12 protein-coding genes and 1 riboswitch are annotated in these 15,176 nt (G+C 40.8%); all 12 genes read right to left on the bottom strand.

Going from position 1 to position 15,176, the window contains the following annotated elements; all coding sequences use genetic code 11:
* Positions 1 to 401 precede the first annotated feature (401 nt).
* The 12 genes from M1D60_RS01965 to M1D60_RS01910 all read right to left on the bottom strand — a co-directional run bounded on the left by M1D60_RS01965 (position 402) and on the right by M1D60_RS01910 (position 15,170).
* Positions 402 to 896, bottom strand: a complete 495-nt coding sequence (locus M1D60_RS01965; RefSeq protein WP_456277550.1) for a hypothetical protein — start codon at positions 894 to 896, stop codon at positions 402 to 404.
* Positions 896 to 1,234 (bottom strand): hypothetical protein, encoded by a 339-nt coding sequence (locus tag M1D60_RS01960; RefSeq protein ID WP_456277549.1) that lies wholly within the window; start codon positions 1,232 to 1,234, stop codon positions 896 to 898. Before M1D60_RS01960 ends, M1D60_RS01965 begins: the two co-directional genes overlap by 1 nt.
* 213 nt (positions 1,235 to 1,447) lie before the next feature.
* Positions 1,448 to 1,530: riboswitch (cyclic di-GMP riboswitch) on the bottom strand.
* Between the two features lie 505 nt (positions 1,531 to 2,035).
* Positions 2,036 to 3,454: a serine hydrolase gene (locus M1D60_RS01955; protein ID WP_456277548.1), complete on the bottom strand. Its 1,419-nt coding sequence runs from the start codon at positions 3,452 to 3,454 to the stop codon at positions 2,036 to 2,038.
* 54 nt (positions 3,455 to 3,508) lie between these two features.
* Positions 3,509 to 4,366, bottom strand: a complete 858-nt coding sequence (locus tag M1D60_RS01950) for a MurR/RpiR family transcriptional regulator (protein WP_456277547.1) — start codon at positions 4,364 to 4,366, stop codon at positions 3,509 to 3,511.
* A 35-nt stretch (positions 4,367 to 4,401) separates the two neighbouring features.
* Positions 4,402 to 5,385 (bottom strand): ABC transporter ATP-binding protein, encoded by a 984-nt coding sequence (locus M1D60_RS01945; RefSeq protein WP_456279552.1) that lies wholly within the window; start codon positions 5,383 to 5,385, stop codon positions 4,402 to 4,404.
* A complete protein-coding gene (locus M1D60_RS01940) occupies positions 5,385 to 6,401 on the bottom strand; it encodes an ABC transporter ATP-binding protein (protein ID WP_456279551.1) in 1,017 nt (338 codons plus the stop codon). Before M1D60_RS01940 ends, M1D60_RS01945 begins: the two co-directional genes overlap by 1 nt.
* Positions 6,402 to 6,457: 56 nt before the next feature.
* Positions 6,458 to 7,357 carry an ABC transporter permease gene (locus M1D60_RS01935; RefSeq protein ID WP_456277546.1) on the bottom strand — a complete coding sequence of 300 codons (900 nt, stop codon included), beginning with the start codon at positions 7,355 to 7,357 and terminating at the stop codon, positions 6,458 to 6,460.
* Positions 7,358 to 7,372: 15 nt separating this feature from the next.
* Entirely contained in the window at positions 7,373 to 8,293 is a 921-nt protein-coding gene (locus M1D60_RS01930) for an ABC transporter permease (RefSeq protein WP_456277545.1), read from the bottom strand.
* A 126-nt stretch (positions 8,294 to 8,419) separates the two neighbouring features.
* Entirely contained in the window at positions 8,420 to 10,045 is a 1,626-nt protein-coding gene (locus tag M1D60_RS01925) for an ABC transporter substrate-binding protein (RefSeq protein ID WP_456277544.1), read from the bottom strand.
* Positions 10,046 to 10,066: 21 nt separating this feature from the next.
* On the bottom strand, positions 10,067 to 11,542 hold the full coding sequence (locus tag M1D60_RS01920) for a M81 family metallopeptidase (protein WP_456277543.1): 1,476 nt from the start codon (positions 11,540 to 11,542) through the stop codon (positions 10,067 to 10,069).
* 183 nt (positions 11,543 to 11,725) lie between these two features.
* Positions 11,726 to 14,020, bottom strand: a complete 2,295-nt coding sequence (locus M1D60_RS01915) for an alpha/beta fold hydrolase (protein ID WP_456277542.1) — start codon at positions 14,018 to 14,020, stop codon at positions 11,726 to 11,728.
* On the bottom strand, positions 14,010 to 15,170 hold the full coding sequence (locus M1D60_RS01910) for a M20 peptidase aminoacylase family protein (RefSeq protein ID WP_456277541.1): 1,161 nt from the start codon (positions 15,168 to 15,170) through the stop codon (positions 14,010 to 14,012). The genes M1D60_RS01915 and M1D60_RS01910 overlap by 11 nt, the downstream gene beginning before the upstream one ends.
* Between the last annotated feature and the right edge of the window lie 6 nt (positions 15,171 to 15,176).

Below are 15,176 nucleotides of genomic sequence, written 5' to 3'. Positions count from 1 at the left end.
AAATATTTTCTTGGGATCTTGATTTGAAGCTGGGGAAAACTAAATACGAAGTAATAATAGAAGAGTAAAAGAGTTGAAATTTCGAGGTTGGAATTTATATTCTACACTTGTCGGGAATATCCCTTCTTACATTAACAAAAGTTTTTCGCATCTTTACTAATGGAACGAGGTCCCTGTCCCCTCGTACCTCATCGCTTTGCTCTCGCAGTAATCGAGTATCTTCAGTTACTTATACAAAATTAGTTCAAAACAGGCTTATTACAATCATCAATTGTGTAAGCCTGTTTTGGATTAGCTCTTCTTATTCCAGCCTAATTCTATAAAAAAGACTGTTTATCCTAATCTTTCATTATTTTGAAGAAAATAAGTTGTTAATACTTAACTTAACTAAACTATCATTTTTACTGTTCATAGCTAAATCCATAGGTCTCTCTAAGCCCCACTCGATTGTTCAGGAATGATTCATAAATATCTCTTTTTTGTGAAGAATACATTCCATATCTCTCGTTAAAATCAAGAGGTTCTCCTTGATAAAATGCATCAATTTCAGCCAGTTGCAAATAATCGTACACAACAATCCCTATATCAGTAAACATTTCACCTTCAGCTGGATTAAGGTTAGTATTGCTATATTTATATCCATAGCTGTCAATCATATCTAACAGTTCATCTACTTGTTGCTCGTCTACTTGAGCATCTAAATCAACAGTTAAAAATTGAGTATTTATCATCGTTAAAAGTGTTTGAGAATCCTGGAACATCTCTTCTGAAACACCCGTTTGGTTTTCCCCTGGAGTTAGGACATAATTAAATAAAATATAAGTTAATAAACAAAAAATTAAAAATGCCAACAAAGAAATGGTAACAATTTGGAATCCCCATTTAATAACTTTCATTATTGCTCCACCAGAACCTTAGATAGCCGCTTTTTCTTTTTACTACGAATGGATAAAATTCCTGAAAATAAAAGTGGCAGCCCTACTCCTAAAAAACCTAATGTTTCATATTGGCCTGAGAACACGAGCCCTCCTATAATCATGAACCATCCACCTAATCTTGGCATGATACCACTAATCATATAGCCTACTAGTGCCAGTCCACTATAAATGGAGGAAGTAATCAGTAATTCTTCCATAGCTTGTGAACCCATACTAATGGCTGTTGCAAATAACATTAGCGCAATTGCAAATGCGATCCCTAAAATGGCAAAAATATGTTTAAATACTGTTTTCAATTGACTCTCTCCCCTTTTGATATTCATGTTGTGTTTTGCTTTTTAAATCAACCGTATTAGAAATAAATAAGTATTTCTAGCGGTATTCACTTCTTCCACCGATGGTCCCAATCCCTTTATCAATAGGACGAAATACACTCACTCATTTCTTTCCTTCCAAACAAAATAAAAAGCCCCTAAACAAATAGGGGCTGTAGTGATCTAAACGTTAATAGATGCAACTGGCTGGCATATCGAATGATTTAGCCCCTTTAGTTTTGCGTCCTACTTTTTCAAGTAGTTTGCCGAATATTCAATTAGCTATTTTTACCTATGATTATTATACTATCACTTTGCTTAAAATGATAGATAATAATGTTTAAAAATCCTATCATCACTTTGGATTACAAGATTCTTTCACATAGTTATTTAGTAGGAGCATATCTAAATCATAGAAAGAACAAAAAAACTCTGTTACTTTTCTACTAATCGTTAATTTAGCATGATATGAACATTCTTTCTTCGGACTCTTTCTTTAATGTTTATGGCAAAAAAGAACAGCCTATTGAGTGACTGTTCTTTAAATGATTAGTTTAGAATTACGAAAAGAGATAATACTTTTGCGCCTGTGCAAGCCCATTAAACCTTATCCTTATAGGCAGAATGATTCCAAGGCACAAAGTCCCTGTCCCCTCGTACCGTTTATTCTCTACTATATTCATTATATAGAATTTGCCATTTTTTCAATATCAGATTGTAGCGAGCTTGGGAACGAAGTCCCTGTCCCCTCGTACCTGGAACGAGGTCCCTGTCCCCCCGTACCTACCCCACCTTCGGAAATTGGCGCATGTGGTAGGCAATTCTTTCGATTTGGCCTTCAGGGTTACGGACGAAGCGGATGAGTTCGGTTTGGTCTTTGACTACAGCCAGGAATAAGTCCTCACCAACACATGTGATTGGGAATGAAATGCCTTGGACATTTAGGTCCAGTTCACCTTCTTGGACAGTTATGGATAAGCCCATTCCTTCGTTTGAGGTGTATGTGCCTACGTAGTCGCTTAACTGTTCCTGTGAAAGTTCATGCTTTTCTGTAGGGAATGGTAATGCATCGACAGGGCGTTCTTCTAGGTCATTAAGTGCTCCACTCATGATGGTTGTGGCTGGAACGCCGGCAAGATTGGTTAAGATCATCCCTGTAATTCCTCTTTCTGGAATGATGCATAGCTGGGAGGCTATGGCTTTTAAGTTTCCGCCATGATCGACTAGAGTCGCACCGTGATAATTAGGAGTAATCATAAACCCATATCCATAATAGCGCCCTGGAGAGCATTCAATATATGGTGTAGTCATCTGTTTTACGGTTTCTGCCGATATAATCTGTTTATCTCCAACTCTACCATTGTTTCGGATAATTTCAGCGTACTTCAGCATGTCATTCACCGTGGATTTAAGGGCTCCCGCTCCTCTCATAGACGGAGACTCCCACCATACTGGTGCTTCATATACTTCCATTCCACCTTCTATCTTTCTAGCAGCATATAAGGAGGTGATATTTTCATAGTCTTGTAATTCTTCAATTTCAAAACAAGTTTGCTCCATTCCACACGGATCCAAGATATACTCTTTTACAAACTGTTCAAACGAAATGCCGCTGACACGCTGAACGATTGTACCTAATAAGGCATAGCAATCGTTAGAGTAGCTGAATTCAGTTCCCGGTTCACCCAGAAGGTCGAATTCCAATCCGGCGATAAACTCCATTAGCTGTTCATATGTATCAATTGGAGGCTGGGTATCATCTTTGTTGATATTTAGTCCTGGGTAATCGTTTGCTGAAGGGTCTTGATCTAGGCTTCTTTTCTTTGCATAGATTAACGAAGGAAGTGGTGGTAGTCCTGCTGAATGGGTCATGAAGTGATGAATCGTCATCTTATTTGTTGAATGTGTAGGTGTGGAGAATTCCGGTAAGTATTTCACAACCGGGTCATGAACAGATAGCTTGCCTTGTTCCTGCAGCTGCATGATGGCCATACAAGTAAATGATTTCGTAACGGAGGCAATTCCGAATACCGTATCCATTGTGACAGGAAGCTGCTGATTTACATTTCGGTATCCAAAGCCTTTTTCATAAATCTTCTCCCCGTTATGGGCAAAACCGATGGCTGTGCCGGGAATTTGATACTTTTCAATCAAAGCCTTTGCATGTACTTCAAATGCATTCATCGTAACCTGACTTTTCATTTGAACTCCTCCTTAAATTGTAATCATGAGAGCCAATTGTCAAAGTTGGCCCCCCTATTCTTCTTGACGATAAAAGGAATAATAATGCTTGCTTGTTTGATTGTAGGTGTCGACCCTTGCTTCGACGTTTACTTGATCAGTGACCATGACACCGGAAATCAAGGCATTTAAAATCGAAAATAGTGGCGGCATACCTTTCAGGCTGGTTGGAACTGGAGTAATGGCTCTAATCGTTATATCTGCCATGACGCCTACCGGAGACAGCTCGTTATCGGTAATCGTCAGCACTTGCGCCCCCTTTGCTTTTGCAGCTTTTACGAAGGAAATGGTCTGCTTCACATACCGTTGAAACGATAAGGCGACAATTAGCCAGTCTTCATCCACTTCCGTTAATAAGTAATTGGCGTCATCAATATCGCCTTTGAATAAAACTGTTTCACCTTTTACAATGTTTAAACTGTAGGCAAGCCAGTTAGCAGGTGCGTAGGATGTTCTTAGTCCTATCACAATAATCTTTTTCGCCTTCACAATGCTGTTTACTGCCTCCATAAACAGTGTTTCATCAAGCGCACCAAAGGTTTGCCTGATATATTCAATGTCCTGCTCCATGACATCATGGATAATATTATTCTGAGTCTTGATTCCTTTTTTCAGTGCCTGAATCGGATCGTCATCCTCTGGTAAAAGCAGAGCCTTCCGGATATCCTCCTGAAGGTTTGCATACCCTGAGTACCCTAAAGCAATGCTGCATCTGATAACAGTTGTTTCACTTGTCTCCGTTAATTTTCCAATTTCCTTAGCCGGATAAAGGGCAATCAGTTTTGGATTTTCAATAATGAAATTGGCAACAAGCTTAAGCCCTTGCGAAAGGTCATTATAATGTTGCTTAATTTGCTGTATGATTTTTTTCAATGAATTCTCTCCTATGACGTAAAATCCTATTTCGCTTAATCGTATTCAGGATCATATAGATGGCAGGCTACCACATGTCCTGGGCTTAATTCTATCGGTTTTGGTGCGACCTTTGTACAGATCTCCATACATGAACGACACCGGGGGTTAAACGTGCATCCACTCGGAGGATTCGATGGGTTTGGTACGTCTCCAGTTAGAATAATCCGTTCCTTTTTAACTGTTGGATCTGGTATTGGAACTGCCGACATCAACGCCTGGGTATATGGGTGTGATGGATTTGAAAACAAATCTTCCTTTGAGGCAAACTCTACCAACCTGCCTAAATACATCACTCCTATTTTATCACTAATATGCTTGACGACGCTCAAATCATGGGCAATAAATATATAGGTTAGCCCTAACTGATCCTGTAAATCCTGAAATAGATTCAAAATTTGCGCCTGAATCGAAACATCAAGCGCTGATACCGGTTCGTCCGCGATAATTAAGGACGGATTCACGGCAATAGCACGTGCAATTCCGATGCGCTGTCTTTGACCACCGCTGAACTCATGAGGATAACGTTCATATGCAGTACGGCTTAGTCCCACTTTTTCTAGAAGGCTGATTACCATATCCCTGCGTTCTTTTGAATTTTTGCCAATATTGTGGGTGGAAAGAGCTTCTTCGATAATCGCTCCAATCTGCATACGTGGATTAAGGGATGCATACGGATCCTGAAATACAATTTGCATATCCTTTCGAAGTTTTCGTAACTCCTTTTTTCCCATCGTGGTAACCTCGACACCCTTATATTTCACCGACCCTCCGGTAGGTTCAATTAACCGTAGGATACTCCTGCCTGTTGTCGATTTCCCGCAACCACTTTCCCCAACTATTCCGAGGGTGTCCCCTTCCTCTAGTGCAAAGGAGATCCCATCAACAGCCTTAACATAGCCGCTTGTATTCTTCAATATACCACTTTTAATAGGAAAGTAGGTTTTTAAATCTCCCACTTCAAGTAACATCGTGCTCATCATCCTACCTCCTTTTTCTCATGAATCCAGCATCGAACGGTTTGTTTCTCTAGTGAAATAAGAGGTGGATTTTTCTCAGCGCATATGTCCATTGCCTCTTTACAGCGACCTCGGAACGGGCACCCCTTTGTGATACCACCAAGGTTTGGAACATTACCTTCAATCGGGTCTAACCGGCTCTTTTGTTCTTCTAAATTTGGAATTGAATTAATAAGTCCTACTGTGTACGGATGTTTAGGAGACTTAAAAAGCGTATAAACATCCGCCTCTTCCACTATTTGACCGTAATACATAACCATGACTCGGTCTGCAATATCGGCTACTACGCCAAGGTCATGTGTGATTAATAGAATCGTAGTACTATATTGTTTTTTCAAATCATTCATTAAATCGAGGATTTGAGCTTGAATGGTCACATCTAATGCCGTCGTTGGTTCATCGGCAATCAGCAACTTTGGATTACAGGCCATCGCCATAGCAATCATCACACGTTGTCTCATTCCACCCGATAATTGGTGCGGAAATTCTTTAATAATTTTATCCGGCCTTGGGATTCCTACCTTTTCAAGCATTTGAATGGTCCGTTTTGTCGTTTCTTCCTTCGATGTGTTTTCGTGTAAACGAATTACTTCCCCAATTTGATCTCCAATTTTGTGAACAGGATTTAAGGAAGTCATCGGCTCCTGGAAAATCATCGAAATATCACGCCCTCTTATTTTACGCATTTGTTTTGGAGGCAGATTGTTCAATTGCTTCCCTTTTATTGTGATGCTTCCTTCAACAAATCCGGCATGCTTGGGGATCAGCCCCATAATCGAAAGCGCTGTTATACTTTTACCGCTACCTGATTCTCCTACCAAGGCAACTGTTTCCCCTTCTTTTAATTGAAAGCTGACATTATTCACTGCCGTGACTGTGTCTTTGGCACTTTTAAACTTTATATAAAGCTCATCAACCGTTACCAGCTCTGGTTTTTCATCTGCTTCTTTATTCCGTAACGCCGTAATTTCCTGCATAGAAGTCACCCGAATTCCCCCTCATGGCTAAAATTGCTTATATTATGTTTCCAGAATTATTTCAACCTTGGATCAAGCGCATCTCTTAGTCCATCCCCCAGCATATTAAAGCCTAATACGACTAACATAATCGCAAGCCCTGGGAAAAGAGACATCCACCATGCATTTAACAGGAAGGACTTCCCTACATAGGCCATCGCTCCCCATTCAGGAGTTGGTGGCTGTGCTCCTAACCCAAGGAAGCTCAATGCTGCTGCTGCTAGGATACTCGTACCAAATTGCAGAGTTGACAAGACGATTACAGGTGATAGGACGTTCGGTAAAATGTGCTTTACAATAATCTTAAAGTCACTAACCCCTAATGCTTTTACCGCTTCTATATATTCTTTTTCCCTGATTGATAAAACCGTTCCACGAACGACCCTTACATAGGAAGGGATGACAGATATCGCAACAGCAATCATCGCATTCGTAAGACCTACACCAAGGACTGAAATGATCGCAATCGCTAATAAAAGGGAAGGAAATGCAAGTAAAATATCCATGCCCTGCATAATATAAATGTCAATTTTCCTGTAATAACCTGAAATAACACCTAAAAGAACTCCGAAGATAGCAGCAATGGAAACGGCGACAAGACCCATCATTAACGATACGCGTCCACCATGCATCATTCTTGATAAGATGTCACGACCAAACTCATCTGTACCAAGCCAGTGTGCTGCTGACGGAGCTAAAAATCTATTTTCCATCTTCATTTCCTCAACTGGAAAGGGAGCTAACACGGGTGCAAACACCGATCCCATAATGAAAATCAACAAAATTCCTGCCCCAACTAAAGCTCCCTTATTTCTCCTAAGGCGTCCCCATACAAGAGACCAGTATGATTTTGGTTTATCTTCCTTAATACCTGGCAGCAATGCTTCTGCTTTTGTTTCTGTAGCAAGTTGACTCATAATCTGCCCCCCTTCCTATTCATATTTAATCCTCGGATCAATTGCACTATAGAAAATGTCTACTAGAAGATTAACGACGATGAAAATAAATGCCATAAATAAAACTAATCCCTGAATCGTAGGCATATCACGTGTGGCAATTGCATCAATCGCAAGGCTACCTATACCAGGTAAGGCAAATACAGTTTCCGTTACGACAGCACCTGCCAATAAGTGGCCAAATTGTAATCCAATTAGTGTAATAACCGGGATTAACGCATTTTGTAAGCCATGACCAAAAATTAAACGGTATGCATTTACTCCTTTTGCTTCAGCTGTTCTCATATAGTCCTGTTTGACGACCTCAAGCATACTTGATCTAGTCATCCTGGCAATATTACCTGCTGTTGCAAGACCTAATGTAATGGATGGCAGGATTAATGAGTAAATCCCGTCATACCCCGAAATAGGGAAAATTGGGATTTGGTAAGCAAAGATAAAAATTAAAAAGAGCGCAATCCAGAAGCCTGGTGCTGAAATACCTATTAATGAAATTAACATCGCCAATTGATCAAAAATTGTGTTTTGCTTTACCGCTGCAATTGTTCCCATCACAATTCCTACAACCGAACCAATGACCAAGCTATAGACAGCTAACTGAAAGGTTACCGGAAAGCGATTAATAATTTCATCTACCACATACTGATTTGTAATATAGGATTGACCAAGATTTCCTTGCAAGGCGTCTCCTATAAATAAAAAGTATTGCATGAGCAGGGGTTGATCCAGTCCGAGATCAGCCTTTAATTTATTAACAGCCTCTTCCGTTGCAAACTCCCCTAAAATATTCAGAACGGGGTCACCTGGTATGAGATGAATCATCAGAAAGACGAGAACCGAAACACCCCATAATGTGATTAACATCGTACCCATCCGTTTTAGTAAATATCTGGTCAAAGCAATTCCCCCCTTTTAAGAACAATGATAACTTAGGTCAGCTTTTATATAGGAAAGCCGTAAATTACAATGAAGTTGGGAAAGCACAGGACTCTCCCAACTCATGTTTCTACCTATATAAATTGTTTATTTCTCAAGCTTTACATCAGACCATATAATTGTTCCTGTAATTGGATGTAGCTTGAATCCTTCTAAGTCACGTACCGCTGTCACATTTTCACGAACGAATAATGGTACCCATGGCGCTTGTTCTACGATTATCATCTGTGCTTCTTCATACATCTTCATTCTTGCATCTGGATCCATTTCGACACGCGCTTTTTCAAGAATCGAAATTAACTCGTCATTTTGATAATGTACACGTGATGACAGATCTCTACCGAACATGGAGTGTAGAATGTCCGCATCATACCAGCCGTACGTCCATAGAAGCATTTCATGGACACCCTCAGGGCTTTGTGCACGGATTGTTGCATCCTCTTGAACGGAAATCTTCATATCAATTCCTGCTTCTTTTAACTGATTTTGCAGGATTTGTGCGATACGTTGCATCGTTGGCTCTTGTGTTACCCATAATTCTACTGATAGTGGCTTGCCGTCTTTCATGACAATACCTTCACCATTTGTTTCTGTATAACCAGCTTCCTCCAGTAAGCTTTTTGCTTGATCCAGGTTACGTGCATACATTTTTGCCGCTTCGTCTTCAACCTTTTGGCTATATCCAGGAATCGTTGGAGGTAATGGACCAAAAATCGGCTGTGCTGCACCTTCCAGTGCAAAGTCAACGATTGGTGTACGGTCAACTGCTAAGGCAATCGCCTGTCTAACTCGTAAGTCTTGGAAAACTGGCTTCTTATTGTTCATCCCTAGGTATACATGACCGTTTGCTAATGATTTTGCTAATTCAACGTTTGGATCTGCTTCTAAATCCTTAATATAGTTTGGAGGGACCGATAACATAACCTGTGAATTTCCACGCTTAAATTCTAGAATCCTAGTATCATCATCCGAAATGAAGCGGAAGACTACTTCATCAAAACCCGCTGCCCCTTTGTTTTGTGAGTATGGAGCTCCTAAAGTAAAATCATCATACGTTTCAAACGTAATGGAAGAACCTCTTTTAATTTCTTTTACTTTTAAAATACCTGCTGAACTAGCGTTGTTTCCAAACTCATCTCCATGCTCTTCAATCGCAGTTGGATCAAGTGGTGCCAGATAAGCTGTTGTGGCATTACTCAAGAATGGTGCGAATGGCTCGCTGAAATGCAATTCTAACGTTCTTTCGTCAACAACTTCCATTTTTTCTAAAGGACCTACCATATAGCTTGTTGGAGCAGACTCTATAAATCTTTCAAACGATTTCTTTACCCCTTCTGCTGTAACAGGTGTTCCTGAATGGAAGGTAGCACCTTCACGTAATACGAATGTAATCACTTTTCCATCACCGGAAAACTCAAAGCTCTCTGCTAATGCCGGTACAATTTTTCCATCTACATCAAAGCGAACGAGTGGCTCGTAAATATGGTTGTTCGCGTCATCCACCCAAGTTGTACGCTGCACATCGACCGTATCCGGCTCACGAACAGACGTAACGACAATGGTCCCACCTTCAGTTGCTGATTTCTCATCCGTACCCTCTGATGAATTAGGTTCACTGGATTCATCATTTGTTGTTGGAGCCGTATTCGTACAAGCGACTAATGCAAAAATAAAAAGTAATAACATGAAGCCTTGTAATAATGATTTTTTCATTAACTTTTCCACTCCCTTATTTTATAAAATACTTTGCGAAACAGCTTTTAACGGATACACATCTGTTTTGAGATTTGTATAATCAAAGGTTGTGAAATCTAGTGTTGTTAGACCTGGTGAATCAACTGTAATGATTTTGGAGCTGATTGGTTCAAAGCCTGCTCGGAAATGCTGACTAGATTTTAGCCCAATAATTTTGTACTCCTTCACATCAATTCCGTGAAGAGTAAAAATCTGCTCATCTAATGTCTGTGCTTTTACTGAACAGACGATGATATCAACTCCACCTGATTGAAGACGAACGGATCTTCCTAGGTTAATCCGTGCCCCTCTACCCATTGGAGAGGATTGAACAAATCGTCCGTCAGTTAAACATTTTATGTAAGCTTTGAAGGCAATCGGTTCACCGTGGAGGGCGTCCGTTTTTCCTCCAAGCTCCACTTCAATGCTTGCTCCAACCCCTGCTTGGAAAGCTTTGTCTACAACTTCAGGATCATAAATGAATCCAAACGCTGCTTTTTCAACTTTCTCTTCAAGCAAGGCTCGTAATAGGTAGGTGCCGTCACCCGGAGTACCACCACCAGGGTTATCGGAGGTTTCATTAAGTACCACAGGATACCCCTCATGCTGTAGAGCTAGAGCAATTCCCTCTTTTGGCAATGGCTGCTTTTTATAAAAGTCTTCCTTTCTCCCCCATATATAAGAGGCGACATCATTAGCGGCTTCCTTTGCCAATTCAGAGTTATTATTAGTTGTCACCAATACGGTAACGCCAATCTTGGATATATTGGTATAAGGGAATCCGTGATAGAATGTACAATCTACTACTCTCTCATTTTGTTCCCATTCCGAGCAGCGTTCATTTACATCTTTTGCAGGTGATAAGTTTGTTGTGGACGTTGGTATGATCATTGGTAAGGTGGCTAGATACATCGTTGGCTTGAGCTGCTTTTGAACGATACTTGTTATGGCATCGATGGCTTCCATTCCAATTTCGTATGAATCTGTATGAGGATATAGATTGTTTCCGAGTATAAGGTCGGCTTCATCAACCATGGTTTGTGTTACGTTTGCGTGAAGGTCTAGTGTAACGACGACTGGAATGTTATTTCCAACCATAGTTCGAATTTCTTTAAGGAGATCACCTTCTAGGTCCTCCGTTGTTTCAGTCACACCGGCACCATGTAAGGAGAGGCAAATCGCATCGTACTCTGTTTCAGCTCCAATCGCCTGAATGAGCTCGTTTTTTAGTGCAGCATATGTTTCGGCTGTAATGACACCTGCCGGATATGCAAAGGTTGCGAAGGTTGGAACGACTTCTATCCCTAGTTCTTCGGCCCTATCAATCATTCCCCCGAGATAATTTCTTACTTTACGGTTATTCTCAATCACTGCTTCTTTGAGATCCCATCCCCAAAGTCTAAATGCTTCCTCATCTGTTTTAACATTGGAAAAGGTATTTGTTTCATGAGCTATTTGTCCAATCAACACCTTCAAGCCTAACACCCCCATATTTTTCTTTTTATTTGGTTAAATCATTGTTGCCTAAACTTCTGATTTTAAATAATTCGAAGTTTATCATTTATTGTGTTCATTATACACACCCCCTACTTGTTTCACAATAAATTTATCAGAATATTTAAAATTATTTTACGATAAAATATGACAAACTTTTTACCTTTACACGCGCTGTTGACTCGCAACCTTTGGAAACTCGCGATAATGATACGTAATTCTAGCAACCTTTCCCGTCTCATCTCTATGAATCTGGATTAATTCTTTCATATCATTGACCGTTGCCAGGAGTTGATTCTCCCCTACCGCCTTTACCTGGTAGTTCACGCCTTGGGATATAAGTGTCGGCTTTCCAGCTTCACTGCCAATGGAAATTTTCATACCTTCATAGGAGACATAATCTCCTGTAAATTCTTCAAGAACTGCTTCAGGTAGCGTCATTTCTTCTAATTCCATATGAGACACATTAGCATCTCTTCCTTGATAGTCATTAATAGCAAGCTCCATAATCCGGGATGCTGGAACTGCTGCTAGGTTGGTTAATGTCACTCCTGTCAGCCCTACCTCTGGTAACACACTCATTTGTGCAGCAATCGCCTTTAAATTGCCGCCGTGCTCAACAAGTTTTGTCCCAAAATAATCAGGGGTAATCATGAGTCCATACCCATAATACTTCCCTGGCTCTACTTCAATTTGGTGTGCTGTCATTGCATTGACACTTTCTTCTGATAAGATTCGCTTGTCATTAACAACGCCGCCATTACGGAAGATTTCCGCATATTTCAGCATGTCAGCTGCTGTTGACTTTAAGAACCCTGCAGCGCGCATGGCTGGTGCATCCCACCAAATCGGCGCCTGATAGACACGTTTTTTACCATCTTCTACTTCTAACGCATAACTCATAGCAATATTTTGGTCATCCCCATACTCCTCAACTGTAAAGAAGCTACGAGTCATTCCAATTGGCTTTAAAATGTAATCATACACATATTGCTCGTAGGATTTTCCACCTACTCGTTCAATGATCGTTCCGAGTAAAGCGTAGCAATCATTGGAGTAGCTGAAATGTTTCCCCGGTTTTCCTAGTAGTTCTAAATCAAGCTCGCCAATAAAAGACATGAGCTGTTCATACGTATCAATATATCCGAGATCCTTTTCATCTACCTGAAGGGTCTTATGATCCTTGTAAGAAGGGTCGATTTCCATCGTTCTTCTAAGTGCATAGTACAAAGAAGACAAAGGTGGTAATCCTGCAGAATGAGTCATAAAGTGATGAATCGTCATCTCATTGACTGTGCTGGAGTCCTTTACGGTAAACTCAGGTAAAAATCTCACAACCGGGTCGTGGACCGATAGCTTCCCTTGCTCCTGAAGCTGCATAATGGCCACACATGTGAACGATTTTGTAATAGAGCCAATCCCAAAAACCGTATCCTCATTAACCGGTAGGGCTTCTTCTATATTTCGAAACCCAAACCCTTTTCCGTACACAATTTCTCCATCCTGTGCAAGTACAACAGATGTCCCAGGTATGACATACTTATCTACTAGCACCTGTGCTTCCTCTTCAAAACCTTTCAATTCTTTTGGCTCAGTCATTTTTTGTCCCCCTTTTGTTTTAATAAACGAAGTGACGATTTCGAAAAATAGTTCAGGTTCATCAATCGGTACATTGTGGCTACTATTCTCAAAAATTTTCAACTGGCACGATGGGATGAGTTTCGCGATTTCCTCTGACTCACAAATGGGTGTAATCCAATCGTGGCGTCCAGCCATAACGAGCGTAGGAATTTGAATGCTCGAAAGCTGATCAGTTAGATCAAATGTTCTTAAAAAATGCCCGAATCCTTGATTCAACGCCTCAAAGGAACGGTGCCCTAAAGGTGGTGCAGTTGAAGGGCTAATCGCTTTCTGCGAATATAAGGGAGCCATCACCTCATAGTACTGTTTGACATGCTCCTCTGATGAAAACGCACCATCCCATAAAACCTTTGCCATCTCCTTTTGAGCACCATTGCCATTCTGGTCAATAAACGCTTTTGCTTTCTCTAAAAAACGAAAGCTGGCTGAGGTTGTCAGTAACAAAAGACCGTGCAAGTTTTTTTGATACTTTAAGGCATAGCTTAAGGCTGCCATTCCCCCGTATGAGTGTCCTAATATGTAGATTTTCTTTAGACCGAGGTATTGCCGAAGTGCTTCAATATCCTCTACATTATTTTCAAGTGAATAGGAAGATTGAGGGCCTCTATTCGATAATCCGCTCCCACGATTATCGTTATAGACAAGCTGTGCTGTTTTGGCTAATTCGTTAAAATGCGGCTTAAATCCTAAATGGGTTCCACCTGGACCGCCATGTAGGATAAAGCAGACTGGCTTTTCTACCAACTTCGTCCCAACCTTTTCCCATCCGACACCTTCAATATCAAAGAAAATCCGAGTTCCATTCAAATTAGCGTACATGTACCTTCGCCTCCTGCTCTAGTAACTTAACAACAGCGAGGCTGAGGATTTTCACCCCGTTATGCAGTGCCTTAATATTGAAGCTCATCTTTGGATGGTGAAGTCCCGGCTGTAGTCCTGTTCCAAGTCCAACCATTGTCGCTTCAAGATTAGGATAGATAGTTTTATAAAAATGAAAATCCTCTCCTCCTGGTGTTACAGGGTTACTAGCGACATTCTCCTCTCCAAGGGCTTCTTTAATCACCTTTTGCACAATCGACTCCAACCCTACACTAGGCTCTGCTGCAACCATGCTCGCTAGTGTTTCAATTTTGACCTCCGCTTTATTTGCCGACCCTGCTGTCATCACAGCATGCTTTACTTGCTCAATCAGCTCTTCCATCACTTCATTTTCTTGAGCCCGAATATCAATCCCGAATTCAGCATAATCCGGTATGATGTTGATATTGTCACCACCTGCTTTTACGACGGTTACCTTAACCGATGCCGATTTCGTAGGATCCAACTTAATTGAGTTCACTGCTAAAATAATGGCTCCCAATGAATCCACCACATTGATTCCTAGATTCGGTCTTGAACCATGTGCCTGAACCCCTCTAATTTGGCCTTTTAAAAGAGTCGTCGCTCCGTGATAAATGGCTGGTGAGGCGACACCAAATGGCAGCTCCTGAATCGGCCGAACATGAGTACCTAATAAGTAATCAATATCATCAATAACTCCTTTTTGTATCATTGCTTTTGCCCCGTTACCCGATTCTTCTGCTGGTTGGAAAATAATTTTGACCCTTCCTTTTGGTGTAATACCTAGTTCCTTTAAGCAAATGATGCTGTACAGAACCATTGTTGCATGGGCATCATGACCACACGAATGGTTGGCTTGCCACTTACCATCTACCATTTGCCAAAGTGCATCAATATCAGCACGAATCCCAACCGTCGGACCTTCGTCTTGATTTCCCCAATATCCGACTACCCCTGTGTGATCATCAAAGGTTTCATATGGAATCCCTAACCGTTCGAGCTGTTTACACAGAAACGCCGTCGTGTTTACCTCCTCCCAGCTAATCTCCGGGTTTTCATGCAAATAATGATAGGTAGATTCAATCCTTTCTTCATTTTGTGAGATCCATTCTTGTATCCTTTCAATCATCGAATT

This window comes from Bacillus sp. AK128 (genome assembly GCF_053903075.1).
This window is presented reverse-complemented; position numbering and strand designations above follow the sequence as displayed.